Here is a 24892-nt window from a genome sequence, read left to right on the forward strand (position 1 = left end):
GAGGCTTGAGGCGGCATGCGACGTTTGTGCGATCGCGGGTAGATTATCGCCACCCTTTGCGGGCATCAGGGGGCTGGCAGGGTGATGGGTTCGTCCCAGAAGTAATCGACCATCATCTCGATCCGGGATTCCATGATCTCGGCACGCGTGTCCCCTTGCTGGATGGATTGCGCCGGCGTCATGGTTTTCATGTGCCGCTCGACCGGGCGCATGGTTTTGGGATCAAGCAGGGTGGTCACATGCGAAACGGACCTCACAGGTTCCATCGTCTCCTGCGTGTGCGAAAATCGCACAAGGGAGATGCCGTCGATCGTCTCCGTGTCGCAGGAAGTCTCACGGATGGTTTCCCGGAGGATTGCATTGCGCGCCAGCGTTTCCTCAAGCCAGTTTTCCTTGCGCATCTGAGAGCGTTGCCACGTCTCGCCGTCGCGGGAGGTGTATTCCTCAGACCCCAGCACCAGCCAATGGACGCCGGTCTCGCGTACAGCCTGATGAAAATGACTGTAATCTCGAAACCATTGCTGCGTGTGCTGTACGGTCACACCGCCCATGAGAGTCCGGGTTTCAATGCGGTAATTCTCCCATTTCTCACCGGCAGCGAGCATGGCCTGGATATCTTCTTTGCAGCCGGCCTGCACCGGGGTGGCGAGCGGAAAAATCACAAGAAGGCCGATGAGGATGCGGCGCATGACGAAGCTCCTATTGCTGCATGAAACTGATGGCGAAGAGCCAGAAACCAACCTGACCGGCCAGTCCGGCAAGGAGGAGGTAAAAGAAGAACCTGCTCACCCCGCCCTGCAACTGGCGCGATAAAACGCTGCTCTTGAAAGGCTGATTGGCGAGATAGCCGGGCAATATCCTTGCACGCAGCCAGCTGTATCGGGGACCTGCCGCATCCTGCTCTATCATGGCCTTCGCTCCGGTGAAGAAAGAGCTGATCTTCCAGCCGATAAATCCGATGAATGTGATCGCCGCAGAGCCCAGCATCCACCAGGTTGTCCATGCGACATCAGCAATTGGGACGCCATAAATCGTCATCGCCCTGCCCTCTTCACAGACGTTCGACCGTACCTGGCCTTGCGTGCCATGCCCAGGTTAACAAGGCCGATGAACAGAAGCAGCAAAACTATGGTCATAGCATTCCGCATGGACTTGCCGTGCATGGCCGGGTCAATCGACCGGATCTGCGGGTCTGTTGGCAGATATCGGATCGGGACGCGCTGAGGGGGTTCATGGCGCTCGTAAAAGCCGGAGGAAACCTGAACAGTACCCCGGCGCATGGTTTCGCCCACGGTGAAACCGATCGTCATCTCATAGCGATATCTCGGGCGATCCGTACCGTGGCGCACCACGCGCTTGTCAAGGATGGTGGCCATTGTCTCGACACCGGACCTGTCGAGCGCGCCATAGTGGCGGTCGGACGACGTGAAGCTCCAGAACCCGTAAAGCAACGCAGCAGCAAAGGGAGCCAGCAGAACGGCGGTTTCGGCAAGACGCCGCCATGGTCCGACAGCCGAGCCGTTTCGTTCCGGGGGCGTCGCCTCAACCATGAGCCACCCTCGGGGGCGCTCTCAACCATCGCAGGACAAGGAACGTCGCAATGAACGCCGGCACCAGCAGCACAAGTCCCATAGCCGCAATCACCGCAGGCACAGCCCAAAGCTGTTCGAAATTGTTCTGACGCACATCCCGCTTGCGGTCCGGTGTAAAGAATATTTCGTGCCGCGAACCAACTGGAAAATTCCAGTTGGGGGAAGATTGACCGGTGCTGGCCTGAGTCATCTCACCATCTGTAAAGCGGTATCGAAAAACCGGGCTGTAGTCCGTCGTCACGCCATCCCAAGGATTCCAACCGTCCCAGGCATAGACATGAACGACCTCCCCCATGGTGCGTTCCGCACTGTGCAGAAAGCTGCGGGTTTCCCATGCGATCGAGGCGGCAGCTCCCAGAAACAGCACAGGAGCCAGAAAGATGAGAACCCAGACCCGCCACGACGCTTCACGCTTTCCGTCCGGTCCGGTTCGCAGCAGATAGAGCTGCGTCATGTTCAACCGGATCAGGGCGGTGTGTATCATTGGGTGATGCCTCTAGTGCGTCAAAGCGCTTTCCCGGCTCAGGTCGCCTGAGCTTCGTGCATTGTGCGGAGCGGGTCAGGACCATAGGTATTGCCCCCCTGCGTCCCCTTGAGAAACCCCAGTTCGACGATCATCCAAAGCGCAACCGCCATGGCGGCCCACATCACAGCCATGGCCGCAACTCCCGGTACCATGACGCTGGTGCCCCCCAGTTCCACCGCAGAATAGCCGATCTTGAGAATGCTCATCACCTGCATGATCACGCCGGGGGCCATGAAGATGACGACCCATGGCAAAGCGGGCTTTCCGCGATCATGCAGCCGCTTCACCACCACTGCCGACCACATGTAGACGATGGCGCCTGACAACAGCACCTGCCCCAGAACCAGAACAGTCCCTTCGGGCAGAAGAAACATAATACCAAGACCGGCGATCATCGCCATCGCCGCAATGCCGACAAATCCAAGCCAGAAACGCCGGCGCGAAATGCGTCCCTCAAATTTGGTGAAAAGATCCATCGCTCCCCAACCGCGGTGCACAAACACCGTCTTTCAAGCTCATTACTTCATCTGCAAAGGATCTTAGGCCGGGGAAACCATCCGGTCATGCGACGTTTGTGTGAGGCGCCACATCAGATGGGCGCCCGTTCAAACAGGCACCGGGCGCTCGCCCTCATTAAGCGGCGTCAGAATGTCTGCGATCAGCCCTCGCATCCAGCGATGAGCCGGATTGTCCGTCGTCCGCTTGTGCCACACGCCCACAATCAGGACTGGGTCGATGGGCATTGGCGGTTTGTAGAGCGTCAGATTCTGCGATGGGGCAAGCCTTTCGGCCAGCCGGTGCGGGATCAGCGAGATCAACTCGCTTTCGCCCACCACACGGCAAATGCCCGAGAAGACCGGCATGGTCATGACAACTCTGCGGCTGCGTCCCACACGCGCCAGTGCCGCATCGCCCGCGGCCGCGTGTTTGCCTTCGGGCGAAAACAGAAGGTGTCCCAGTTCGCAAAACAAGTCCATGTCGAGCACTTCTCCAGGCTGCACGCCTGCCCGGGCCAGTACCGGGTTGTCAGCCGCTGCGATGACCGTATAGCTGGAGTGGAAGAGCGGACGACGATCCGTCCATTCGGGAAAATCCAGATCCGGCATGAGCGCCATGTCGGCCTCATAGCGCTCCAGCGAATCCAGGTAGCTGTTCGGCACCAGGTCAATCAGCTGCATGCGCATCCGGGGTGCTGCGACCCGTAGCTTCTGGGCAAGCTCGGGCATCAGCATCTCGGCAAAAAAATCTGCCCCAGCCAGCTTGAAACTCATCGTGCTGGCGGCCGGATCGAATGCCGGCGGTGCCAATAGCGCTTCCAGACGGGCAAGCTCCGCATTGAGCGGCAGAGACAGGGAGACCGCATAATCGGTGGGCCGCAAACCCTGGCCATGGCGCACGAACAGCTGGTCATTCAGCGCATGGCGGAGCCGGCCAAGCGCGCCCGACACCGCTGATTGCGACATACCCAGCCTCTCCCCTGCCTTCACCGTGGAGCCTTCTCTCAACAAGGCGTCGAGAACACGCAGAAGATTGAGGTCGAATGTCGCAAAATTCATTTTGTCGATAGACTCTATCCAATCAAACGATTTTTCAGATTAATTCCACCCTGCTACACAATGCAATGACGAGAGCGCTTTCGTTTCCTTGACCTGGGTTCATGGAGGAAACGATGCCTGATGCACTGACCGGCCCCGGCGTCTTCACGTGGAACGGGGTTCGCTACAAGACCATACTCTCCCCGACCGAGACGGGCGGTGCCATGTCGATCGTCGACAGCTGGTCTCCGGCCGGGTTCGGCCCACCCCGCCATGTGCACGAGGCGGAGGACGAGACCTTCGTGCTCATCGAGGGTTCATGCGATTTCTGGCTCGAGGGGAAGAGCTTCACCTGCGAGCCCGGGGAAAGTGTCTTTATTCCGCGTGGCCGCGAACATACCTTTCGCGCCTCGGCCGGCGAACCGAGCCGCCATCTGGTGATCTTCACCCCCGGCGGGTTCGAGAACTTCTTTGTCGAGATGGTAAGGGAACAGTTCCGCATTCCCGACGACATGGAGCGGATCAATGAAGCGGCGTTGCGCCACAACATGCGGTTCACCGGCCCGCCTCTCGGTGTGGAGTAGCTCATGTCATCCCGACAGAATGAAAGACCGATTGTCTACCACATCCCGGCCTGCCCTTTCTCGCAGCGGCTGGAAATCCTGCTGGCCCTGAAGGGACAGATCGAGGCTGTCGAGTTCCAGGTCGTCGATATCACCCGGCCGCGCGATCCGGAGTTACTTGAGAAAACACGCGGCACCACCGCACTACCGGTTCTTGAAACGCCACAGGGAGGCATTCTCAAGGAAAGTCTGGTGATCCTCGATTATCTCGAAGAGATTACCGCGGGGCCGCCAGTGCGGCGTATCGATCCTTTCGAGCATGCCATCGAACGCATGCTGATCGCGAAGGAAGGCCCCTTTATCACGGCGGGCTACAGGCTGGTTATGAACCAGGATCGCGACGCGCGTGATGGCAAGCACAAACAGCTGCTCGATCTCTATAGGGATCTCAACGACTTCCTGCTCGCGTACGGATCTGAGGCGGATCAGGCTGACGGGTTTCTGTTCGACAAGTTCGGTCTGGCCGAAGTGGTGTTCACCCCGATCTTCGCGCGTTTCTGGTTTCTGGACTACTACGAGGACTTCGCATTGCCGGATGAACCTGGCTTTGCCCGCGTCTCACGCTGGCGCGACGCCTGTCTCGCTCATCCCGCCGCGCAGCAGGTAAGCCGCGAGGAGATCATCAAGCTCTACTACGATTATGCGCTCGGGCTGGGCAATGGCGCCCTGCCTCCCGGCCGATCCATCTCCAGTTTCACGGCTCATCCGCACTGGCGAGACCGGCCCTGGCCGCCGGCCAGCAAATATGAGCAGGCAGCAAGCGATCGGGACCTGGGGCTCGCATGAGACGGCCTCGACAACCAACGCCGCCCGCCTTTCCGCAGCGCAAACACATCAATGGGAGATAACATGATGCGCGGTATAGCTTTTCTTTTTTTCCTGAGCGCCAGCCTCTATGCGCTGGCCGGCATGGCATTCGGCATACATATGGCTTCTTCGCAGGATCATTCACTGGCTTCCGCCCATGCTCATCTGAACCTCATCGGCTGGGTGACGCTGGGCATGAGCGGGCTTTATTATCACAACGTTCCTCAGGCGGCCGAAGGCAGGCTCGCAGGGCTCCATTTCGCGATGGCCTCGCTCGGCCTGTGGATGATTGTGCCTGGCATCGTGCTTGCGCTCAAAGGCGTCACAGAGGGGCTGGCCATCGCCGGGTCTCTGGTCACCATTCTGGCCATGGGTCTATTTGTTTTCATCGTATTCACGGGCAGAGCGGAACGGTCAGCCAGCAGGGCAGCGTGACGTCCGCTGCATGCTGATGCAGGAGCGACCACAATGGACAAGGCATCCAACCTTGTCGGGCAGATATATGATGCTGTCTTCGACACAGGGATCTGGCCGCAGCTTTTGTGCAGCCTCGCAGACTATTGCGGGGTTGAGAACGCCGCGCTGGTCGTGACAGACCCGAGCATCCACTTTTCATCGGTGATCACACCGCGCGCCGATCCTTATGTGGTTTCGCAATACGCGGAAAAATGGTGGGCGCATGATCCAACCGCGGCAACGACAGCATCCATGCCGGTGGGACGGATCACGAGCCTTGCGGACACCGGTCGTGAAAAATTCTTCTGCAGCCGGTTTTACAATGACTACTGGCGCCATTCCGGTCTTGGTGCCGAGCGGCTGGCGACCAATCTATCGACCGACCGGGGAGGCTTTTCCAGTATCGTCCTGCAGGCACCGGCCCGACGGGATCGCATCGGAGCCGACACGGTCAAACGCTTCTCATACTTCATTCCGCACCTGGTGCGTGCCGTCGGCCTTGCACGAAACCTACAGAGGGCTGCCTTTGAAACCTCGCTTCTGAATACCGGCAAACACGGTCCCTCCGCGACCAGCACGGCTATCATAGATCGTGAGCGGCGCGTGCTTTTTGCAGATTCGGGGGCAGAGCGCCTGTTTTCAGAGGGCAGAGGGATTTCCGTCATCAAGGGCCGACTGCGCTTCGCCGAAGAACGCTCCCATGCTGCCCTGCAAGCCGCCCTATCCACCTGTTCTGCAACCAGCGTTTCCGCACCTCATGCCCGGCGGATCGCGGTGATGCCAAAACCGGATGCGATGCCGTATTCAGTGGAGATCCGCCCCATTCGCATCGCCAGCACGGCTCCCGGCGCGCCAGTGCCCTCGGCTCTCATCCAAATCAGCAATCCGGAACTGGACCGCGATCAGTGCCTGGTGGTGCTTCAGAAGCGCTTCGGTCTTACTCCCGCCGAGGCCAGGCTTGCGCTGGAGATGCGCAAGGGAGATGGCCGCGCCGCCGCTGCCAGGCGGTGTGGGATATCCATCAACACCGCGCGGACACACCTGACAAGCATTTTTGGGAAAACCGGTGTCACACGTCAGGCAGAGCTGATCAAGGTTCTGATCGAGCTAGAATGATACCAAACAGGGCCAGACGTTGCTCTGATCCGAAGGCGCGGATTTCCCAAATGGAGTGAGCGGCCAGAACAGACGGGGATCATCTGCCGATCGACAAGCGGCATCCCGCAGAACGAACCGACGCAAATATACGCCGGAACGCAGAAAACCATTGGCGTACGATCCTTGCCCTTTCGATCCGACCTTGCTGCCGGATCTGATGAAGCATCTCATCATCGATGCCGGAGGATCTCGCCGGGCGTAACGACTCTCTATTGCCTCTCATGTTAGAAAAATGGTCAGCCATCACTCTATCCTCATTGCTGTGCGATGGCGCTAAAGTATTATATAATTGGAATTTTTCCTTGTCAGAAAATCTTCCTGAATGTTAGTTTTTCTAACATTATGAGAGAGATCGATATTGGCTGGCTGCCATTGAACTCCTTGAGGGTCTTGGCGGCGTTTCACAACTCAGGTTCCGTCGGAGGCGCAGCACGTGCGCTGAACGTGACTCATGGGGCCGTCAGTCAGCATCTGCGTAACCTGGAAGACCGCCTGCAGCGGAAATTGTTTGCCCGTTCCGGACATCGGCTGATGATGTTGCCGGAGGCCACCGGATTGGCCGAAACCCTACTTCAAAACTTTCGAAACATTGCCGGTGATGTCGAGCGTTTTCGGCGTGACGACAACATCTTGAACATCACGGTAACGCCGCATTTCGCGCAACATTGGTTGCTCCCTCGGCTTGGAGCCTTCCTCCAGCGCCACCCGGAAATCGACTTGCGTATCAACACCGACGCCGCCGTACACGATCTTGTAGCGGGTGATTTTGATGCTGCCGTGCGGCATGGCGACGGAAACTGGCCGGGGATTAACAGCGAGAAACTGCTGGAGGGCTGGGACGTGGTCGTGGCGGCGCCTTCGGTTGTCGAGAACGTTGCCATCGATTCGCCCGCAGACCTCACGCGACTGCCCTGGATGCTGGATGAGGACAGGGACACGGAAATGGCCCGCTGGTTCAGTGATCATGGCGTAGCATACGAAACTCACACACGCGTTACGCGCCTGCCGAGCGCCCTCACGCTCGTAGCGGCACTCGACGGTTATGGCGTGGCGTGGCTGCCACATGTTTATGCCGCGCCTTATCTGGCTTCAGGGCGTCTTGTGAAACTGTTCAGCGAGAAACGGTCGAGCACTCGAGCCATGCGACACTATTACCTGTGCTGGGCCGACAACAAGAACCGCCCGGCCTTCAGGGTTTTCCGGCAATGGATCAAGCGTCAGGTTTCAGACGAAGCGGCTAAGATCTGAGCCGCACCAATCCACGGATAATGTCGGGAAGCGAGCAACTTCGAGGCTACGACGAACCGGACTACCCGCTCCATGACCGCACCGTGCGTGTCACACGATGCGGCAGAATCTGCATCGGAAAACGAAAAATCAATCTCAGCCAGGTCTTCGCAGGCCAAATCCTGGGACTGCGCGAAGTCGATGACGGAATTTGGCTCGTCTCATTCCTCGACTATGATCTGGGTTTCTTCGACAATAAGGAGGATCGTGTCGAACCAGCATCAAACCCATTCGCTCCGGAGAAAGTGTAAACCATCTCTCCGGTATCAAATGTAAACCATGTGACAAGAATGGACCCTGAAATCGTTGGCGATCCCGGCAGGATTCGAACCTGCGACCATCGGCTTAGAAGGCCGGTGCTCTATCCAACTGAGCTACGGGACCGACGTGTGGAGCTCATTCAGTGTGTCCACGGGGTCTTGCGGTCATAGCGGAAATTGTCCGCATAGGAAACCTGACGCCGCTTGGGCTTGTGAGGTTCTTCCACACGGAAGGGAATTCCGTTCCGTTCGGCGTAGGCGATAGCCTCTTGCCTGCTCTCAAAAGTCAGGCGAACCTGGCTCTTCATGTCGGAAGACGTGGTGTATCCCATGAGAGGATCGATCTTGCGCGGTATTTCGGGATCGAACTCCAGCACCCAAAGGCCGGTCTTGGCCTTGCCGGACTGCATGGCCGTCTTGGCCGGGCTGAAAATGCGCGCAGACACGTCGTAAACCTCGTTCCAGAGCATTTTTCAGTCAGGTGGCACCACCTGACATCCGCACAAATGCGAAAAGGTGGTCGGAGCGGCAGGATTCGAACCTGCGACCCTCTGGTCCCAAACCAGATGCGCTACCAGGCTGCGCTACGCTCCGAGCGAATGAACCCCTATAGTCTCAGAATTTTCCGCGCAAGCCCAAATCGATGATTTCCGCATGAAGTGCGGCAACAAGTACAACATCGCCCGGCAAAGCCGGGCGATGAAAGTGGTTATTCGGATGGCTTGGGTGTTTCGATGGTGACTTTTTCCGGAACATCGATGTTCACACCACCGTCGCCGCCGCCCAGTGCACCGCCGAAAAGCAGGAACCCTCCCAGAGCGAGAGCAACGACGAGCCCGCCGGCTATGAACCAGCCGGCACCCCCGCCGCCACCTGAGGTCACCACCGTGGTGCGATCCTTGCGCTCATCAGTCATCATGCACTCCTTTGTCACTTGTCTGATCTGTGGAGAGCAAAACTTTGATCGGCGAAAATGGTTCCCCCAAGGCGCACACCGCCTTGGCGTTTCGAACAAGGGTCTAGCCTTCGAACATCCTCTCACCCGCTTCCAAAGCAGCCACCATCTCGGCGGCGAGCGGGCGGGTGATTCTGGTCTTTCGTTCGAGGGCCGCGCGGTCGATGGCGTCCACTGCCCGGATGGCGCTTGAAAGAGAGCGTTCGATGCGGCGCACCAGAAACTGCACCACATGCGGTTCGACATCGACCTGCCGGTCGGCGAAAAGTTTCGTGATCACGCCGGCAAGGAGCATGTCGTCTGGCTCATCGATTTCCACCATCGCGGCAGCCTTGAGCCGCGACAGGAGATCGGGAAGTTTCACACCCCAGGCGCTCGGGAAGCTGCGCGCGGTGAGAAGCATCGCCTGCCCCCCCGAGCGCGCCGCATTGATCAGATGGAAAAGGCCGTTCTCGTCCACCGGGCCGCCATCCACATTGTCGATCAGGACCGGGCGCAAACCCGCCTGCTCCATGGCCTCGGCGTCGATCCCTTCGCGCGGCACCGTCACGGCATCCGTTTCTTCCCGCCAGATGGCCGCGAGGTGCGTTTTGCCGCTGCCTGCGGGGCCGGCGAGGATCACCACCGGTGCCGGCCATGAAGGCCAGTTCTCGATCAGGGCGGCCGCACGCGCGTTGGCGGGCGTCACCACCAGATCGTCGCGACTCAACGCTTCCGAGGGAGCCAGATCAAAGGGCAGCTGGCGCGATGACATGGCTTCAGCCCCGGGATTTCGGCGTTTTGGCCGGCGCGTCTTCGTGTCCGCTGTAGAGCGGCGAAGCGAGATACTGGTTGATGGCGAAACGCACCAGAACGGCAACGGCCGCCGCTGCCGGCACCGCGATGAGAAGGCCTGCAAAGCCGAACAGATAGCCGAACGCGAACAGCGCGAACATCAGCCACACCGGATGAAGGCCCACGCTCTTGCCGACGAGTTTCGGCTGCAGAATGTTGCCTTCGAGAAACTGACCGGAGAAGAAGATCGCCCCCACCGCCAGAACCCACCACCATTCGGGCCAGAACTGCACCAGCGCGATGCCGATCGACAGGCCGAAGCCGATCAGCGAACCCACATACGGAACAAAGCTGATCAGCCCCGCAAAAAGCCCGATCAACAGTCCGAAATTGAGCCCCACCAGCGACAGGCCAACGGCATAGAAAATGCCGAGAATGAGACACAGCGTGCCCTGCCCGCGCACGAAGCCCGCCGTTGCGACATTGATGTCGCGCGCGATCTGGCGCACCGTCTCCACATGGTCGCGCGGCACCCAGCTGTCCACCTTCTCGACCATGTGGTCCCAGTCGAGGAGCATGTAAAACGCGACCACCGGCGTGACGACGAAAAGGCTCGCCACGTTGACGATCGCCACGCCCGAACTCCAGACCGATTTGAAGAGCGTGCCCAGAAAACTCGAGCCCTGCGCAAGAATCGAGCTCAGATTCTCGCGCACCGCGTCGGTCTCACCATTGATGAAATTGTCGAGCCATGCCGGCTCGAGCTGGTTCGCCAGTTCCTGCAACCGCGTCAGATATTCGGGCAAGCGGCTTGCGAAATCGGCCAGCTGAGTGCCCAGCACCGGCAGCACGATCATCAGGCCGAGCACGAGCGCCACCACAAATGCAATCAGGATAAGCACCGTCGCAGCGATACGCGACAGCCCCATCGCCTCCAGCCGGTCGGCGACTGGGTCAAGAAAATACGCGAGCACCATGCCCGCGAGGAACGGCAGCAGGATGGAACTGAAAACATAAAGAAACAGGACGAGCCCCAGCCCCGCCAGCCCCCAGAAGGCGACATGGCGCGCCAGCGTCGGGCGGGCGATCACCGGCCCGGCCCCGTTTTCAGCGTCCTTCGGCGTCACTTTCCGCATAACCACCCATATGCTTGATCCAGGCGACGAGATAGGCCGCTCCGGAAGCTACGGTCAAGAGCCCGGTTGCCACGATGAGCGCGATCCTCACCGCGCCCGAACTGTATCCGAATGCGAGCTCCGCCAGAACCAGCAGCGCCAGCAATATCTGCGCCAGCGTGTTCGCCTTTGAAACGAACAGCGGTTTCATTGCCACCGGGTGCCCCATGACATTGGCGAGCAGCACGCCACCGACGATCAACGCATCGCGCGAAACGACAGCAATCACCAGCCAGAGCGGCAACTCCATCATATAGCCGAACACAACGAAAACACTGACAAGGAGCAGCTTGTCGGCGATCGGGTCCAGATAGGCACCAAGCTCGGTACGCTGGTCGAAATGCCGCGCGATAAAACCATCCACCCCGTCAGAGATGCCTGCCGCCAGAAAACCGGCAAACGCCCAGCCATATTCCCCCTTAAGGAGAGCGAACACCACGCCCGGAACAAGAAAGAAGCGCATCAACGTGATGATGTTGGGTACCGTCAATGAAAAATCTCCACCCTCGCCGCCCGCTGCCTGGCCCTTTTCGTTGCGATCAAAGGCAGTTTCGGGTCACACTTATCGCAGGCTTTCACACATTGTAGGGTAAGGACACGCTTTCAATAGGCCAGCCTATTAATATCTCCCGCCTTGCAGAAGCGCCCCCTTCATGTCAGAAGCCGAAAAAAACGCGGCGGCGAGAACGAAATGGCTCAGGACAGCAAAAATGGCCTCACCTATGCCGATGCGGGCGTCGACATCGATGCCGGCAGCCGGATGGTGGAAAAAATCAAGCCCATGGTGCGCGCCACGCGCCGGCCCGGCGCCGACAGCGAGATCGGCGGCTTCGGCGGCCTGTTCGACCTGAAGGCGGCAGGCTTCACCGACCCCATCCTCGTGGCCGCCAATGATGGCGTCGGCACCAAGCTCAAGATCGCCATCGACGCGAACCGACACGACACGGTCGGCATCGACCTCGTTGCCATGTGCGTCAACGATCTTGTCGTTCAGGGTGCCGAGCCGCTCTTCTTCCTCGACTATTTTGCCACCGGCAGGCTCGATCCCGACCAGGGTGCGGCCATCGTTTCGGGCATTGCCGAGGGCTGCCGGCAGGCCGGATGCGCGCTGATCGGCGGCGAGACGGCGGAAATGCCGGGCATGTATCACGGCGAGGATTACGACCTGGCGGGCTTCGCCGTGGGCGCGGCAGAGCGTGAACGTCTTCTGCCCACAGGCGACGTTGACGAGGGCGACGTTCTTCTGGGCCTCGCCTCCTCCGGTGTTCATTCCAACGGTTTTTCGCTGGTGCGCCGCATCGTTTCCGATGCCGGTTTGGGCTGGGACGACAAGGCTCCTTTCGCGCCGGGCAAGACGATGGGCGAAGCGCTGCTTGAGCCCACCCGCATCTACGTCAAACCGATCCTTGAAACGCTCAAGGCCGCCTGGGGCATCAAGGCGCTCGCCCACATCACCGGCGGCGGCTTTCCCGAAAACCTGCCGCGCGTGCTGCCCGATCATCTGGCCGCCGAGATCGACCTCGACGCAATCGATGTGCCGGCGGTCTTTTCCTGGCTTGCCAGAACCGGCGGTGTTGCCGAGAGCGAAATGCTCTCTACCTTCAATTGCGGCATCGGCATGGTTGTGGCGGTTGCCGCCGATGAGGCGGCACAGATCGCGGCACTCCTCCAGCAGGCGGGCGAGCATGTCACCATGCTTGGCCAGATCGTCCCGCGCCAGGCCGCCGGCGTCACCTATCGCGGTTCTCTCGCCCTATGACGCGCCGGACACGCAAAAGGGTAGCGGTCCTTATTTCCGGCCGCGGGTCCAACATGGCGGCCCTCATCGCGGCCGCCATCGACCCGTCGTTTCCAGCCGAGATAGTCGGTGTGGTCTCCAACCGCGCCGACGCCCGCGGTCTCGAGATTGCCGCCACGCACAGCATCCCCACAAGAGTGGTGTCATCGCGCGATTATGATGGGCGCGAGGCGCATGACGCCGCCATCCACAAGGCTCTGACCGAGTTCAAGGCGGAAATCGTTTGCCTGGCTGGATACATGCGCCTTCTGACCCCGGATTTCGTGCAGAAATGGAAGGGGCGTATGATCAACATCCACCCTGCCCTCCTGCCCAGCTTTCGCGGGCTTGATACGCATGCCCGCGCACTTGCAACCGGCGTGCGCGTCCACGGATGCACGGTTCATTTCGTCACGCCTGAGATGGATGAGGGCCCGATCATCGCCCAGGCCGCCGTTCCCGTTCTCACCGACGATACGGAAGAGACGCTTGGCGAGCGGGTTCTCAAGGTCGAGCATCGGCTCTACCCCCTGGCGCTCCGCCTTCTCGCGGAAGGTCGCGTACGCATGTCCGATGGTGTTGCCGTATTCTCCGGCGTCGAGGACGAACACCGGGACATCGCGATTGTTTCTCCCGGCGAACGACGCGGTTGAGGGAAAGAGCCCCCTTCTCCACACCTTCGTCATCCTCGGACCTGATCCGAGGACCCATGCCGGGACGCCGGGGATAAACTTCGGCCCTTCAAGGCGACACGCTATTTTTCTCACCCGCACCCCGTCACCACCGCAACGGCATGGATCCCATGGTCAGGCCATGGGATGACGACGTCGACGAAGCGCGTTCCCTACTCGCTATTCGCCACTCCCTATTCGCTCTTTTCTCCCCCACCCCAAAACCTCCACTACACTCCCACCCATCGCCCCTGTCGGGAACCGGGTCCGGAGCCGGGGATCAGGAGGGGTGACGGCAGCCTCCCCCTCGGGTTCGGTGACCCGAGGCCTGTGAGGGCCCGCGAAAGGCCGGCGGCCGGTTTCAGACCGGTTGCGGAAAAGCCGCTAGGGCACAGATCGCCCGAGTGACCGGTCGGCAGACGGGACAGCGGCCGGCGGGGCGCGCTTTTCGCGCCACTTATTTCCAAACAGAGAGGCACGAAAAACGCGCCCCGTTTCCCGAACTGATGGCAAACCCCGGCGGAAAACCCCGCGCGGCAACGAAGGAGCCTGTCTTGCAATGCCCCGTCATCCCGGAAGCCGCAGGCTATTCGGAACCCATTAGCAGAATGCGCGAGCGCACGGCCTGGTCCTCACACAGCCCGCACCCACACCTTCGTATCGTGGAACGCCGCGCCGCCATATGGCGCGATGGAATCGGCGCCAGTCAATACATTGATGCCCTCGCCGCGCTCATGCGCGCTGTTCGGCCAGATGCCCTCGGCAATCACCACGCCTCGTCGCACACCGTCGAAGAGCTTTACGTGCAGGATCACCTCGCCACGCTGATTGCCGATTTCAACGCGATCGCCGTTTTGAAGTCCCAGCTCTGCCGCATCGTCGGGATGCAGCAACAGTTCGGGCCGCCCTTCCCGCTTCACCGACCCAGGTGTTTCGGTGAAACTCGAATTCAGGAAGGTGCGTGCCGGCGAGGTCGCCAGCCGATACGGATGGTCCGGATCCGCAACCTCGATGAAGTCCATGTGGTCGGGGAACTCCGGCATGCGTGTGTGCGGTCCCTGCAAGCCGATGGAGGGCGGCGGACGGTTTGGCGCTGGCGTTCCGGTCCAGTCTGGCCGGAACCGGTATTTGCCGTCGGGATGACCGAATCCCTTGACGAAATGAGCGGTGTCGAAATCCGGCTGCACATCGGCCCAGCGATCGGCCCTGAAGCTTTCGAACGTGCCGAGCCCGCGCTTCTCCAGCATGAACTCGACATGCTCGCGGGCCGTAAGCCCGAAGCCCGGCTGGTCAGCGACACCAAGACGTTTCGCAAGCTCCTCGATCACGAACAGGTTTTCGCGTGCCTCCCCGGGCGCATCCACGAGCTTGGGGCCGAGAATGATGTGCTGGTGACCGCCGCCGCGATAAATATCGTCATGCTCGAGGAACATCGTCGCCGGCAGAACCACATCGGCAAGCTTCGCCGTGTCGGTCATGAACTGCTCGTGCACGCAGGTGAAAAGGTCCTCGCGCAGAAAGCCCTTTTTCACCAGCCGCTGTTCCGGAGCGATGTTGGCCGGATTGGTGTTCTGGATCAAAAGTGCGGTGACGGGTGCCCCCCCATGCAGTGCCTCAGCATCATTGGTCAGTATGCGCCCGATCTGGGCCTGATCGAGCGATCGGATCGAAGGATCGCGCAGCGCACTGCCCTCGATCTGCGACTTGTCGAGGCGGAAGATACCGGAATTGGAATGAAACGCACCTCCACCCTCATATTGCCAGCAGCCGGTGACTGCAGCGATGGAAAGGGCGGCATGCATGTTCACGACGCCATTGCGATTGCGCGTAAATCCGTAGCCCAGCCGGAAGAAAGTGCGCTTGGTCTCACCGACCAGCTTTGCAAATGTCTCGATTTCGTCGACCGAAAGCCCCGTGATGGAAGAGGCCCATTCGGGCGTGCGCGTCTTCAGATGCGCTTCGAGCCCCCTGGGATCGTCGGTGTATTTGTCAAGAAATGCCCAGTCAGCCAAACCATCGCGGAAAAGAACATGCATGACCGCGCAGGCAAGGGCAGCATCCGTGCCCGGCTTCAAGACAAGGCCGAGATCGGCCTGTTTCATGGTAGCATTGTCGTAGACGTCGATGACAATGATCTTCGCACCGCGCTCCTTGCGCGCCTTGATCGCATGCGTCATCACATTGACCTGGGTCGCAACTGCGTTGGTGCCCCAGATCACCACGCAGTCGGACTTCGCCATCTCACGTGGGTCGGGCCCGCGCAGATCGCCGGTTCCCATGACAAAGCCGGTCCAGGCAGCATTGGTGCAGACCGTGCCGAAAAAGCCGGAATAGCGTTTGGCGTGCCGCAGGCGGTCTATGGAATCGCGCTGCACAAGTCCCATCGTGCCAGCATAGTAATAGGGCCAGACCGTCTCGCTCCCGTGTTTTTCCTCCGCCTTCAGGAAAGCTTCGGCAACACGGTCGAGCGCGGCCTCCCAGCTCGCCTCCTTCCACTGCCCCTCACCTTTCGCGCCGGAACGGACCAGCGGCTTCAGCAGACGGTCGGGATGGTGAATGCGTTCGGCATAGCGGGCAACCTTGGCGCAGATCACGCCGGCGGTGTAACTGTTGTCCCTGGCTCCATGGACGCGGCCAATGCGCCCGTCCTTCACCTCGACATCAAGCGCACAGGTCGACGGGCAGTCATGCGGACAGGCCGAATGGCCGATATGGATGTTTGCGTGTGTGTTCATGGCAGGAACACTAGCGATTTTCTGTACGGACGCGTAGAGCCAATGAACAGAAAATCACGCGCAGGCCTCACTGAAGTTGGAAACATGAACTATCGCCACGCCTATCATGCCGGAAACTTCGCCGATGTGGTCAAGCACGCCATCCTGGCCCGCATCGTCGAATATCTGAAGCGCAAGGACAAGGCTTTCCGTGTCATCGACACGCATGCGGGTATCGGCCTCTACGACCTGAGTTCGGAAGAGGCGCAGAAAACCGGCGAATGGCGCGACGGGATCGGCCGACTGGTCGAGGCTTCCCTCAATGAGAAAACATCGAAGCTTTTGAATCCCTTGCTGGAAGCGGTTCATAAGGAGAATCAGGGTGCGGGTATCCTGCACTATCCCGGCTCGCCGCGCCTCGTGCGCCATCTTCTGCGCAAACAGGATCGTCTGACCGCCATCGAACTGCACCCACAGGATGCTGCGCGGCTGAAGGACGTTTTTGCCGGCGATTTCCAGACACGGGTGATCGAACTTGATGGCTGGCTGGCGCTGGGCGCGCATCTGCCGCCGAAAGAAAAGCGTGGAATGGTGCTGATCGACCCGCCCTTCGAGGAGGAGGACGAGTTCGGGCGAATTGTCACGAAACTCGAAAAGGCACACCGGCGCTGGCCGGGCGGCATCTATGCGGTCTGGTACCCCATCAAGAACCATGACGCGGTTCAGGCTTTCCGCATACGCCTTACCGAAAGCGGTATTGCCGATGTGATCGACATCCGTCTCGAGTTGCGCCCGCCCTCCGATGAACCGCGCCTCGACGGGACCGGCATGATCGTGATCAATCCACCTTTCGTGCTGCGTGAGGAGATGGAGACGCTGCTTCCGGCGCTTGCAGACATTCTGGGCGAAGAGGGCAAGGGCCGCTGGGCACTCGAAAGGCTTACGACAGAATAGCGCGACCATGCTTGACCCAAACCGCGCACTGGCGCAAAACTTCAACCGACCGCACCGCAACAATCCGGGAGACAGACCTATGGCGCGCTTAAGGGCTCTCGCAGCCGGCCTCGCCGCAACCATCGCAGCAGCATTTGTGCCGATGCAGGCGAAAGCAGCCGATCCGGTCGGCGTATACGGCGCGGCAGGCGATGTCTGCGCGGATACGCGTGTTCACTCGACTATTCAGAAGCGCTTCCGCTATCAGGTTACCCATGTGCCGAACCTGCCGGACGTCGACATCGTCGATTTCTACGGTTCCTACCAGACACGCTACAGCCCGTCCTCCTATGACAGCCCGATCGAGCGGCGTTATTGCCGCGCCACGGCGCGCCTCTCCGATGGGCGCGACCGGACGATCTGGTATCTGATCGAATATGGCCAGGGCTTTGCCGGTGTCGGCAACAATGTCGAGTTCTGCGTTTCCGGCTTCGACCGCTGGAACGTCTATGACGGCCACTGCCGCGTGCTGCGATAGACGACGCGATTGCGGGGCGGACCATGCGTATCGCAAAGCGGCTTTCCGCCGCCCTTCTGGCATGTCTTGTGACATTCCCTGCCCCGGCGATTGCCGGCGAGCGCGGTGCGCCGGCGGGTGCGTTCGATTTCTATGTGCTGTCGCTAAGCTGGTCGCCCAGCTACTGCGCCGCCGAGGGCGCGGAGGCCAACCGGCAGCAATGCGGACGCGAGCGGCCCTATGCCTTTGTGGTCCACGGGCTCTGGCCGCAATATGAGAGAAGCTACCCGGAATATTGCCAATCCAAGCGCCCGCAGCGTGTTCCGAATGCGCTGGTTGATCAGTATCGAGACATCATGCCGTCGGCAGGCCTGATGGGCCATCAATGGCGCAAGCACGGCATGTGTACGGGGTTTGCGCAGGAGGACTATTTCGCCCTCTCCCGCAAAGCGCGGGAGCGTGTGGAAACACCCCCCGAGTTCCGCCGGCTTGCAAAACCGGAGATGGTTTCGCCAAAACGTGTGGAAGAGGCCTTCCTTGAAGCCAATCCCGGCCTGAAGAAAGACGCCATCGCCGTCACCTGCGACAAGCGCTATCTGCGCGAAGTGCGCATCTGCATGACCAGGGACCTGGAGTTCCGGTCCTGTGAAGCCGTGGACCGAAAGGACTGCCGGCGCGAGCGGGTTCTGATGCCACCGGCGCGGGGCGGATAAAGAAAAAGCCGGACACGGGGCCCGGCTTTTCCATTTCAGTCTGTCGCTTGGATCAGAACTGCATACCAAGGCCGAACATGACCTTGTTGGAGCTGTCGCTGACTTCCTGCGCACCACTGCCGGTGTTGAACGCTTCGTCACCGAACTTGGTGTAACGGTATTCGACGCGGCCGAAGACCTTGTCGGTCAGCTTCGCATCGACGCCGGCACCAGCCGTCCAGCCGAGCATGGTGTTGGTGTCGGACCCGGCTGCATCCGTGATCTTCAGACGCTGTGCAGCGCCACCGGCCGTACCGTAGATCAGGATGTTGTCGGTCGCGGCGACACCCAGACGAGCGCGCAGCGTGCCGTCGACGCCATGCTTGGATTCGACACCGGCATTGGTGCCTTCCATGCCGTTGTAGCCCACATCGCCTTCAACACCGTAGACGAAGCTGCCGGACTGGAAGTTCCAGCCGGCGAAGCCGTTTCCGACAAAGCCGTCAGTGTCGATGTCGTTGCCGGCAACCGGCTGATTGGCTGCGGTCTCACCGGAGAAACCATAGCCAAGCGCGATACCGGCATAGCCACCTTCCCAATCATTGATCGGGGTGGAGATCACCGGCGCGGCAGGCGGTGCAGGCGGCTGCTCCATGACTGCATCCGCAGCCTGTGCGGCACCAGCCGCTGCAACAAAACCAACGGCTGCGGCCGCGGAAAGAATTACGTTCTTATGGGCTTTCATGGTCCATACTCCTTAAGCCACTAGCATTTTCATAGCTGTGGGCGCCCCTCTTGGCATCATGCCCTTCAAACGCTCCACGCTGGCGAGACCGGTTATCCTGGGAGGAAGCGGGCCGATCTCGCATGAGCCCTATCTGGGCGCGAAATGAGGCTGAACGTGCCCGAAAAATGGGTCTTTCAGCGGCGCCAATAAGGCGGAAAATTGACGTTGCAAATGGGCAACATCCCCTGAACTGCACCTTGGGGTCCTGCGCGCTAGTTCCTATATTCCGACGGCTGTTCTGATTCTCACGAGGTTCCTCATGCTCTTCAGCCTGCTTCTACTTGCGGCCGGTGTCGTTCTTCTGATGCTGGCCGGCGACATATTCGTCAAAGGCGCTGTGGGGCTGGCTGAGAATCTTGGCATATCTCCTCTAGTCATCGGCTTGACCGTGGTCGCCTTCGGCACTTCTGCACCAGAACTCTTCACCTCCATACAGGCAGCACTCTCGGATGCGCCGGGCCTCGCGGTGGGCAATGTGGTCGGCTCCAACATTGCCAACATTCTTCTGGTGCTCGGCCTTCCCGCGATCATTTATCCCATCGTCTCAGACGGGAAGGGCCTGAGGCGCAACCTGGTGGCGATGCTACTGACCACCGTCATTTTCATGTGGATGCTCACGGGCGGTGTCATCTCGCGTCTTGAAGGTGCACTGCTTTTCGCAGGCCTTTGCGCCTTCATCGCCTGGCAGGCGCGCGATGCTGTGAACGGCAAAGCATCTGCAGACCACGACTTTCACGACGAGATCGGCGAGGCGCCGCACGATCGCAAACGGGTGACCGCCTATCTGGTGGCTGGTGTAATCGGTCTGCCCATAGCGGCCCAATTGACAGTAGCCGGCGCTGTGAGGATCGCTGAAAGTTTTGGCGTGAGCGACGCCGTGATCGGCCTGACGATCGTCGCCATAGGCACCTCGCTTCCCGAGCTTGCCACGAGCCTGGCGGCTGCACTGAAACGTCACTCCACCGTTGCGCTGGGCAATATCGTGGGATCGAACATCTTCAACATCGCCTGCATCATGGGCCTGACGGCGCTCATTACGCCGATCGCTGTAGATCCGCGCATCGTGTCGATCGATATGTGGGTAATGCTCGCCGCTGCCTGTGTGCTGGCACTTCTCGGCTTCCTGCGCATCGCGTCAGGCAAGCTCATGGGCAGCGCAATGCTGGCGGGGTTTGCCGGTTACATCGTCACGGTTTTCTAATCGCACAAGCGGGGCCGAACTGGCCGGCCCCGCTATTGGCAACCCAGGCTATTCGATATCAGAATTTGACGCCGACACCCAGGCCTATGCGATGGGAGCCCCAGCTCATTGGTCCAGTTCCACTCTCCAGTTCGAAGTCTTTCTTTCCAAACTGGGTGTAGCGATACTCCGTACGCGCAAATACCGTATCGGTCAGCATCGCGTCAGCACCAACTCCCGCGGTCCATCCGACGAGGGTCTGAGTATCTTTCTTGCTACCTTGCGAAAGCTGCACACGAGCGACTGCCGCACCTGCAGTAGTGTAGAGCAAGAGATTATCCGTGATGGCATAGCCGAGGCGCGCTCTCAGAGATCCCTCGGCGCCAGCTTTAAGGGTGACCCCATAGTTCTCAGCTTTCATACCATTGAAGCCAATGTCGGTTTCACCGCCGTAGACCATTGAACCATTCTGAAAGTTGTAGCCGGCAAACCCTGATCCAATGAAGCCGCTTGGCGTCAGGGCTTTCTCGCCATCCTTGGCTTTCCCAGAAAACCCGCGTCCGACCATTGCTCCGAGATAGCCCCCTCCCCAATCTTTCATTGGCGCGGGTGCCAAGACCGGTGCGCTGCGAGAGACATCATTCAAGGTTGGGTCCGCTGCAAAAGCTCCGCCAGTTGCCAGCAATACAGAAAAGGAAGTCAAGATAGATTTTTTATATAACATTACTCACCTATATCAAATAATACAAATATAGTTCCTCAGATTTATTTGTCAAAATTGTGAAATTTGGAAAATCTATAAACCTATTCTTCTAAACAATATGGATACGCAATAGATTTTTTCTCAAGATGCGTCAGGAGCGTTTTCGCAGCGAATGTGAAAGGGTTGGACCCGATCGATTTTCAGCTTACATGGACTGGTGAGAAACGTTCCCGGGCAAACGAAGGCGTTCCGGGGTGAGAAATTACGGGAAAGACATGGCTCAATCGAGGGCAACGGTACTGATCACCGGAGGTGCGAAACGCATCGGCGCAGCCATTGCGCGCGACCTTGCTGGGCACGGATTTGCCGTTGCCATTCACTGCAGCCAGTCCCGCGAAGCAGCCGAGAACCTGGCCGATGAGATCGTCAGGACAGGCGGGGAAGCCCATGTGGTGCAGGCTGACCTGCAGGATGGCGCGGCCACCCGCGACCTGATCGGCCAGACGCGTCGAGCGCTGGGCGTGCCAACCATTCTCGTCAACAACGCCTCGGTGTTTGAAGATGACGGAATTACCGACTTTACAGATGAAAGCTGGGATGCGCACTTCGACCTGCATGTGAAAGCGCCGGCTCTGCTCGCGCAAGCCCTTGCAGGAGCGCTCAAGGACGATCAGGAAGCGTTGATCGTCAACATGATCGATCAACGTGTGTGGCGTCTCAATCCACGTTTCTTCAGCTATACGCTCTCAAAATCAGCACTCTGGACCGCCACACGAACCATGGCGCAGGCGCTCGGCCCGAACATACGCGTCAACGCCATAGGACCTGGCCCCACCCTACCCAACCAGCGCCAGCAGCAGGCGGATTTCGACCGTCAGACGGACGCGCTTATTCTCGAGCGCGGCCCCGACCTCGCTGATTTTGGGCGCACCATCCGATATCTTTGGGAGACACGCTCGATAACCGGCCAGATGATCGCGCTTGACGGGGGGCAGCATCTTGCGTGGGAGACCCCCGACGTTGCGGGGATCCCCGAGTGAGCACCATAGTCACGTTAAAAGAGCCGGCGAACCTGGCGCTCGAGTGGGACAGCGGTGAAACGACTGACGGTGTTGTCGGGATCGAGGTCATCCAGTCAGCCGTGAAACGTCTGCCCAACGCCCCGGGCGTCTATCGCATGATGAACACCGGGGGTGACGTGCTCTATGTCGGCAAGGCGCGCAGCCTCAAGAAGCGCGTCACCAATTACGCGCAGGGCCGCGGCCACACGAACCGTATCGGTCGCATGGTCAGAGAGACCGCGTCCATGGAATTCGTGGTCACGCGGACGGAAACCGAAGCGCTGCTTCTTGAAGCCAACCTCATCAAGCGGTTGCGGCCGCGCTTCAACGTGCTTTTGCGCGATGACAAGTCGTTTCCCTATATTCTCCTGACCGGCGACCATCCGGCACCAGGGATTTTCAAGCATCGTGGAGCGCGATCAAAGAAGGGCGATTATTTCGGTCCGTTCGCCTCGGCGGGGGCCGTCGGGCGCACGATCAATTCCCTGCAGCGCGCATTTCTTTTGCGTACCTGCACCGATTCGGTCTTTGAGAGCCGCACCCGCCCCTGCCTTCTGTTCCAGATCAAACGTTGCTCGGGACCTTGCACAGGCGAGATCAGCGAAGAGGGCTACGCAGAGCTCGTCTCAGAAGCGAAGGCTTTTCTTTCGGGCCGCTCCAGCAAGGTGAAAGCGGAAATCGCCCAGTCCATGCAGGAGGCGTCCGAGGCGCTCGATTTCGAGCGCGCGGCAATCTACCGCGACAGGCTTTCTGCCCTGAGCCATGTACAGAGCCATCAGGGCATTAATCCGCAAGGTGTGGAAGAAGCGGACGTGTTCGCCATTCACCAGGAGGGCGGGCAAAACTGCATTCAGGTTTTCTTCTTCCGCACCGGTCAGAACTGGGGCAACCGCGCCTATTTCCCGAAGGCCGACGCGAGCCTTGAGGCAGAAGAAGTGCTCGGCGCATTCCTCGCTCAATTCTACGACGACAAACCCTGCCCCCGCATGGTTCTCCTGTCGCGCGAGATCGAGGACCAGGAACTTCTGGCCGATGCGCTTTCGACACGCGCAGGCAGGAAGGTGCAGGTTTCGTGCCCGCAAAGGGGTGAAAAGAAGGACCTGACCGACCACGCGTTGCAGAACGCCCGCGAAGCGCTAGGGCGGCGGCTGGCCGAGACATCGTCGCAGGCGCGGCTCATGGAAGGCTTTGCAGAGACGTTCGGCCTTGAAAGCGCACCACGGCGCATCGAGGTTTATGACAATTCACATATCATGGGCACTAACGCGGTGGGCGGCATGATCGTTGCCGGCGCCGAAGGCTTTGCAAAAAACCAGTATAGGAAGTTCAACATCCGCTCGACGGATATCACGCCGGGCGATGATTACGGCATGATGCGCGAGGTGATGCAACGGCGGTTTTCTCGGTTGATCAAGGAGAACGGGCTACCAGGGTCGGCAGCGCCGTCTGATCCCGACACCGACCAAGAAGAGGCAGGCGAGTTGCCCGCCTGGCCCGATGTTCTTCTTATTGACGGCGGTCAGGGCCAGTTGGCGGCGGTCACGCAAGTGCTGGAGGAACTCGGGATCGCGGGCCTGGTTACCGCCATCGGCGTGGCCAAGGGCGTCGACCGCGACGCCGGGCGGGAGCGGTTCTTCATGGCAGGCAGGAACCCTTTCAGCCTACCGGTTCGCGACCCGGTCCTCTATTTCATCCAGCGGCTGCGTGATGAAGCCCACCGGTTCGCCATCGGCTCGCACCGCGCGCGGCGAAAGAAGGAAATGGTCAAAAATCCGCTGGACGAGATTGGCGGCATAGGCCCCGGCCGCAAGCGCGCGCTCCTGCATCATTTCGGGACCGCGAAAGCCGTGAGCCGCGCCGCCATCGAAGATCTGACGGCAGTGGATGGCATCTCCGAGGCCATCGCCCGACTAATCTACAATCATTTTCACGAAAACGGCTGAACCGGCGTTGTTTCGTCGCGCCCCATGAGGTTGGCGCTTGCCGTATGCGCCTCGTTCTGATTTGACAGGAGGTGATTGGCCCCCGGCGCGTACAGACGGGTGGGCCGACTTCAACAGACTGGGGCGCCCAGAGGCCCCGCGGCAGACCGGAGCAGGATTGCGCTTCATGGCCAGACGTAGCACACCGGCATTCAACATCCCCAACCTTCTGACTTACGGCAGAATTCTCGCGGTGCCAGCGATTGTCCTGTGTTTTTTTCTGGAGGGCAGACTCCAGTCGAGTGATTTCGCCCGTTGGTCAGCGCTCGCGCTTTTCATCGCGGCAAGCATCACAGATTACCTGGACGGCTATCTTGCCCGTATCTGGAAGCAGACCTCCAACATCGGCAAAATGCTCGATCCCATTGCCGACAAGCTGCTCGTTTCCACGTGCCTTCTGCTTCTTGCAGCCGACACCGACCGCACCATCGCCGGGTGGACCCTGTGGGCAGCGATCATCATCCTCTGCCGAGAAATTCTGGTTTCTGGCCTTCGGGAGTATCTGGCAGCCCTGAAAGTCAGCGTTCCTGTCACGCAACTGGCCAAATGGAAAACCACGATCCAGATGGTTGCCATCGGGTTTTTGCTCGCCGGTCCCGCCGGGGACAAGGTTCTGCCCTACACGACCCAACTCGGCATCGCGCTCCTTTGGATTTCTGCCATCGTGACCCTTTATACGGGCTATGACTATTTCCGCGCCGGGCTGAAGCACATCGTGGAGGAGTGA

28 protein-coding genes and 2 tRNA genes are annotated in these 24892 nt (G+C 59.8%); 14 read left to right on the forward strand and 16 right to left on the reverse strand.

The annotated features are described in order from the left end of the window. Positions 1–65 precede the first annotated feature (65 nt). The 6 genes from P2W41_RS12150 to P2W41_RS12175 all read right to left on the reverse strand — a co-directional run bounded on the left by P2W41_RS12150 (position 66) and on the right by P2W41_RS12175 (position 3674). Positions 66–689 carry a hypothetical protein gene (locus P2W41_RS12150; RefSeq protein WP_404933266.1) on the reverse strand — a complete coding sequence of 208 codons (624 nt, stop codon included), beginning with the start codon at positions 687–689 and terminating at the stop codon, positions 66–68. A gap of 10 nt (positions 690–699) precedes the next feature. Then, the gene (locus tag P2W41_RS12155) at positions 700–1038 is read right to left on the reverse strand and encodes a hypothetical protein (RefSeq protein ID WP_292894472.1); all 339 of its coding nucleotides are present in this window, start codon (positions 1036–1038) and stop codon (positions 700–702) included. After that, on the reverse strand, positions 1035–1550 hold the full coding sequence (locus P2W41_RS12160) for a DUF3592 domain-containing protein (protein ID WP_292894469.1): 516 nt from the start codon (positions 1548–1550) through the stop codon (positions 1035–1037). Before P2W41_RS12160 ends, P2W41_RS12155 begins: the two co-directional genes overlap by 4 nt. Then, complete coding sequence (locus P2W41_RS12165) at positions 1543–2076, reverse strand: DUF3592 domain-containing protein (protein ID WP_404933267.1); 534 nt, start codon at positions 2074–2076, stop codon at positions 1543–1545. The genes P2W41_RS12160 and P2W41_RS12165 overlap by 8 nt, the downstream gene beginning before the upstream one ends. Positions 2077–2114: 38 nt before the next feature. After that, positions 2115–2594, reverse strand: coding sequence for a DUF805 domain-containing protein (locus P2W41_RS12170; RefSeq protein WP_404933268.1), 480 nt, complete (start codon positions 2592–2594; stop codon positions 2115–2117). A gap of 129 nt (positions 2595–2723) precedes the next feature. Continuing rightward, the gene (locus P2W41_RS12175) at positions 2724–3674 is read right to left on the reverse strand and encodes a LysR family transcriptional regulator (RefSeq protein WP_292894463.1); all 951 of its coding nucleotides are present in this window, start codon (positions 3672–3674) and stop codon (positions 2724–2726) included. A 113-nt stretch (positions 3675–3787) separates the two neighbouring features. On the opposite strand from P2W41_RS12175, the gene P2W41_RS12180 reads away from it, so the two are divergent. From P2W41_RS12180 to P2W41_RS12200, 5 genes are all read left to right on the forward strand, one after another. Continuing rightward, positions 3788–4237: a cupin domain-containing protein gene (locus P2W41_RS12180; protein ID WP_292894460.1), complete on the forward strand. Its 450-nt coding sequence runs from the start codon at positions 3788–3790 to the stop codon at positions 4235–4237. Positions 4238–4240: 3 nt separating this feature from the next. Beyond that, entirely contained in the window at positions 4241–5062 is an 822-nt protein-coding gene (locus P2W41_RS12185; protein ID WP_292894457.1) for a glutathione S-transferase family protein, read from the forward strand. Positions 5063–5125: 63 nt separating this feature from the next. Continuing rightward, entirely contained in the window at positions 5126–5518 is a 393-nt protein-coding gene (locus P2W41_RS12190) for a hypothetical protein (protein WP_366931258.1), read from the forward strand. Between the two features lie 33 nt (positions 5519–5551). Beyond that, on the forward strand, positions 5552–6655 hold the full coding sequence (locus P2W41_RS12195; protein ID WP_404933269.1) for a helix-turn-helix transcriptional regulator: 1104 nt from the start codon (positions 5552–5554) through the stop codon (positions 6653–6655). A 309-nt stretch (positions 6656–6964) separates the two neighbouring features. Continuing rightward, positions 6965–7945: a LysR substrate-binding domain-containing protein gene (locus tag P2W41_RS12200; RefSeq protein ID WP_404933270.1), complete on the forward strand. Its 981-nt coding sequence runs from the start codon at positions 6965–6967 to the stop codon at positions 7943–7945. Between the two features lie 346 nt (positions 7946–8291). Here the strand turns inward: P2W41_RS12200 and P2W41_RS12205 are convergent. The 7 genes from P2W41_RS12205 to P2W41_RS12235 all read right to left on the reverse strand — a co-directional run bounded on the left by P2W41_RS12205 (position 8292) and on the right by P2W41_RS12235 (position 11638). After that, positions 8292–8368, reverse strand: a tRNA-Arg gene (locus tag P2W41_RS12205). A gap of 16 nt (positions 8369–8384) precedes the next feature. Then, complete coding sequence (locus tag P2W41_RS12210) at positions 8385–8690, reverse strand: ETC complex I subunit (protein ID WP_292900108.1); 306 nt, start codon at positions 8688–8690, stop codon at positions 8385–8387. Positions 8691–8761: 71 nt separating this feature from the next. Further along, positions 8762–8838, reverse strand: a tRNA-Pro gene (locus P2W41_RS12215). Between the two features lie 115 nt (positions 8839–8953). Beyond that, positions 8954–9160 (reverse strand): hypothetical protein, encoded by a 207-nt coding sequence (locus tag P2W41_RS12220; protein WP_404933271.1) that lies wholly within the window; start codon positions 9158–9160, stop codon positions 8954–8956. A 103-nt stretch (positions 9161–9263) separates the two neighbouring features. Then, positions 9264–9953, reverse strand: coding sequence for a DnaA regulatory inactivator HdaA (gene hdaA / locus P2W41_RS12225; protein WP_292894445.1), 690 nt, complete (start codon positions 9951–9953; stop codon positions 9264–9266). Between the two features lie 4 nt (positions 9954–9957). Beyond that, complete coding sequence (locus P2W41_RS12230) at positions 9958–11109, reverse strand: AI-2E family transporter (RefSeq protein ID WP_404933272.1); 1152 nt, start codon at positions 11107–11109, stop codon at positions 9958–9960. Continuing rightward, entirely contained in the window at positions 11081–11638 is a 558-nt protein-coding gene (locus P2W41_RS12235; protein ID WP_404933273.1) for a CDP-alcohol phosphatidyltransferase family protein, read from the reverse strand. Before P2W41_RS12235 ends, P2W41_RS12230 begins: the two co-directional genes overlap by 29 nt. 201 nt (positions 11639–11839) lie before the next feature. Here P2W41_RS12235 and purM point away from each other — a divergent pair, with 201 nt between their 5' ends. Together purM and purN are read left to right on the forward strand one after the other, a co-directional pair. Next, a complete protein-coding gene (gene purM, locus P2W41_RS12240; RefSeq protein WP_292894436.1) occupies positions 11840–12907 on the forward strand; it encodes a phosphoribosylformylglycinamidine cyclo-ligase in 1068 nt (355 codons plus the stop codon). Next, positions 12904–13578, forward strand: coding sequence for a phosphoribosylglycinamide formyltransferase (gene purN / locus P2W41_RS12245; protein WP_292894433.1), 675 nt, complete (start codon positions 12904–12906; stop codon positions 13576–13578). The genes purM and purN overlap by 4 nt, the downstream gene beginning before the upstream one ends. Positions 13579–14228: 650 nt before the next feature. On the opposite strand, the gene P2W41_RS12250 is transcribed toward purN, so the two are convergent. Continuing rightward, positions 14229–16331 carry a molybdopterin-dependent oxidoreductase gene (locus P2W41_RS12250; RefSeq protein WP_404933274.1) on the reverse strand — a complete coding sequence of 701 codons (2103 nt, stop codon included), beginning with the start codon at positions 16329–16331 and terminating at the stop codon, positions 14229–14231. 84 nt (positions 16332–16415) lie between these two features. Between P2W41_RS12250 and P2W41_RS12255 the strand changes: the two genes are divergently transcribed. The 3 genes from P2W41_RS12255 (at position 16416) to P2W41_RS12265 (ending at position 18473) form a co-directional block, all read left to right on the forward strand. After that, entirely contained in the window at positions 16416–17264 is an 849-nt protein-coding gene (locus P2W41_RS12255) for a 23S rRNA (adenine(2030)-N(6))-methyltransferase RlmJ (RefSeq protein WP_404933275.1), read from the forward strand. 79 nt (positions 17265–17343) lie between these two features. Further along, positions 17344–17781 carry a hypothetical protein gene (locus tag P2W41_RS12260; RefSeq protein ID WP_404933276.1) on the forward strand — a complete coding sequence of 146 codons (438 nt, stop codon included), beginning with the start codon at positions 17344–17346 and terminating at the stop codon, positions 17779–17781. A 23-nt stretch (positions 17782–17804) separates the two neighbouring features. Further along, positions 17805–18473 carry a ribonuclease T2 family protein gene (locus P2W41_RS12265; RefSeq protein WP_404933277.1) on the forward strand — a complete coding sequence of 223 codons (669 nt, stop codon included), beginning with the start codon at positions 17805–17807 and terminating at the stop codon, positions 18471–18473. Between the two features lie 52 nt (positions 18474–18525). Here P2W41_RS12265 and P2W41_RS12270 read toward each other — a convergent pair whose 3' ends face one another. Beyond that, on the reverse strand, positions 18526–19197 hold the full coding sequence (locus P2W41_RS12270; RefSeq protein ID WP_292894418.1) for an outer membrane protein: 672 nt from the start codon (positions 19195–19197) through the stop codon (positions 18526–18528). 301 nt (positions 19198–19498) lie between these two features. On the opposite strand from P2W41_RS12270, the gene P2W41_RS12275 reads away from it, so the two are divergent. After that, positions 19499–20440, forward strand: coding sequence for a calcium/sodium antiporter (locus tag P2W41_RS12275; protein WP_292894416.1), 942 nt, complete (start codon positions 19499–19501; stop codon positions 20438–20440). Positions 20441–20498: 58 nt separating this feature from the next. On the opposite strand, the gene P2W41_RS12280 is transcribed toward P2W41_RS12275, so the two are convergent. After that, entirely contained in the window at positions 20499–21122 is a 624-nt protein-coding gene (locus P2W41_RS12280; RefSeq protein ID WP_404933278.1) for an outer membrane protein, read from the reverse strand. 275 nt (positions 21123–21397) lie between these two features. On the opposite strand from P2W41_RS12280, the gene P2W41_RS12285 reads away from it, so the two are divergent. The 3 genes from P2W41_RS12285 to pgsA all read left to right on the forward strand — a co-directional run bounded on the left by P2W41_RS12285 (position 21398) and on the right by pgsA (position 24892). Beyond that, positions 21398–22162, forward strand: coding sequence for an SDR family oxidoreductase (locus tag P2W41_RS12285; protein ID WP_292894410.1), 765 nt, complete (start codon positions 21398–21400; stop codon positions 22160–22162). Positions 22163–22194: 32 nt separating this feature from the next. Then, positions 22195–24126 carry an excinuclease ABC subunit UvrC gene (uvrC, locus tag P2W41_RS12290; RefSeq protein WP_404934976.1) on the forward strand — a complete coding sequence of 644 codons (1932 nt, stop codon included), beginning with the start codon at positions 22195–22197 and terminating at the stop codon, positions 24124–24126. Between the two features lie 166 nt (positions 24127–24292). Beyond that, a complete protein-coding gene (pgsA, locus tag P2W41_RS12295; protein ID WP_229447334.1) occupies positions 24293–24892 on the forward strand; it encodes a CDP-diacylglycerol--glycerol-3-phosphate 3-phosphatidyltransferase in 600 nt (199 codons plus the stop codon).

The sequence above is a fragment of the Nitratireductor sp. L15S-10 genome, assembly GCF_045011005.1.
Classification (GTDB): domain Bacteria; phylum Pseudomonadota; class Alphaproteobacteria; order Rhizobiales; family Rhizobiaceae; genus Nitratireductor.

Excerpts from the sequence above, each read along its gene's own strand:
- P2W41_RS12150 (WP_404933266.1), bottom strand. The coding sequence starts at position 689 with ATGCGCCGCATCCTCATCGGCCTTCTTGTGATTTTTCCGCTCGCCACC.
- P2W41_RS12155 (WP_292894472.1), bottom strand. The coding sequence starts at position 1,038 with ATGACGATTTATGGCGTCCCAATTGCTGATGTCGCATGGACAACCTGG.
- P2W41_RS12160 (WP_292894469.1), bottom strand. The coding sequence starts at position 1,550 with ATGGTTGAGGCGACGCCCCCGGAACGAAACGGCTCGGCTGTCGGACCA.
- P2W41_RS12165 (WP_404933267.1), bottom strand. The coding sequence starts at position 2,076 with ATGATACACACCGCCCTGATCCGGTTGAACATGACGCAGCTCTATCTG.
- P2W41_RS12170 (WP_404933268.1), bottom strand. The coding sequence starts at position 2,594 with ATGGATCTTTTCACCAAATTTGAGGGACGCATTTCGCGCCGGCGTTTC.
- P2W41_RS12175 (WP_292894463.1), bottom strand. The coding sequence starts at position 3,674 with ATGAATTTTGCGACATTCGACCTCAATCTTCTGCGTGTTCTCGACGCC.
- P2W41_RS12180 (WP_292894460.1), top strand. The coding sequence starts at position 3,788 with ATGCCTGATGCACTGACCGGCCCCGGCGTCTTCACGTGGAACGGGGTT.
- P2W41_RS12185 (WP_292894457.1), top strand. The coding sequence starts at position 4,241 with ATGTCATCCCGACAGAATGAAAGACCGATTGTCTACCACATCCCGGCC.
- P2W41_RS12190 (WP_366931258.1), top strand. The coding sequence starts at position 5,126 with ATGATGCGCGGTATAGCTTTTCTTTTTTTCCTGAGCGCCAGCCTCTAT.
- P2W41_RS12195 (WP_404933269.1), top strand. The coding sequence starts at position 5,552 with ATGGACAAGGCATCCAACCTTGTCGGGCAGATATATGATGCTGTCTTC.
- P2W41_RS12200 (WP_404933270.1), top strand. The coding sequence starts at position 6,965 with ATGGCGCTAAAGTATTATATAATTGGAATTTTTCCTTGTCAGAAAATC.
- P2W41_RS12220 (WP_404933271.1), bottom strand. The coding sequence starts at position 9,160 with ATGACTGATGAGCGCAAGGATCGCACCACGGTGGTGACCTCAGGTGGC.
- hdaA (WP_292894445.1), bottom strand. The coding sequence starts at position 9,953 with ATGTCATCGCGCCAGCTGCCCTTTGATCTGGCTCCCTCGGAAGCGTTG.
- P2W41_RS12230 (WP_404933272.1), bottom strand. The coding sequence starts at position 11,109 with ATGCGGAAAGTGACGCCGAAGGACGCTGAAAACGGGGCCGGGCCGGTG.
- purM (WP_292894436.1), top strand. The coding sequence starts at position 11,840 with ATGGCTCAGGACAGCAAAAATGGCCTCACCTATGCCGATGCGGGCGTC.
- purN (WP_292894433.1), top strand. The coding sequence starts at position 12,904 with ATGACGCGCCGGACACGCAAAAGGGTAGCGGTCCTTATTTCCGGCCGC.
- P2W41_RS12250 (WP_404933274.1), bottom strand. The coding sequence starts at position 16,331 with ATGAACACACACGCAAACATCCATATCGGCCATTCGGCCTGTCCGCAT.
- P2W41_RS12255 (WP_404933275.1), top strand. The coding sequence starts at position 16,416 with ATGAACTATCGCCACGCCTATCATGCCGGAAACTTCGCCGATGTGGTC.
- P2W41_RS12260 (WP_404933276.1), top strand. The coding sequence starts at position 17,344 with ATGGCGCGCTTAAGGGCTCTCGCAGCCGGCCTCGCCGCAACCATCGCA.
- P2W41_RS12265 (WP_404933277.1), top strand. The coding sequence starts at position 17,805 with ATGCGTATCGCAAAGCGGCTTTCCGCCGCCCTTCTGGCATGTCTTGTG.
- P2W41_RS12270 (WP_292894418.1), bottom strand. The coding sequence starts at position 19,197 with ATGAAAGCCCATAAGAACGTAATTCTTTCCGCGGCCGCAGCCGTTGGT.
- P2W41_RS12275 (WP_292894416.1), top strand. The coding sequence starts at position 19,499 with ATGCTCTTCAGCCTGCTTCTACTTGCGGCCGGTGTCGTTCTTCTGATG.
- P2W41_RS12285 (WP_292894410.1), top strand. The coding sequence starts at position 21,398 with ATGGCTCAATCGAGGGCAACGGTACTGATCACCGGAGGTGCGAAACGC.
- pgsA (WP_229447334.1), top strand. The coding sequence starts at position 24,293 with ATGGCCAGACGTAGCACACCGGCATTCAACATCCCCAACCTTCTGACT.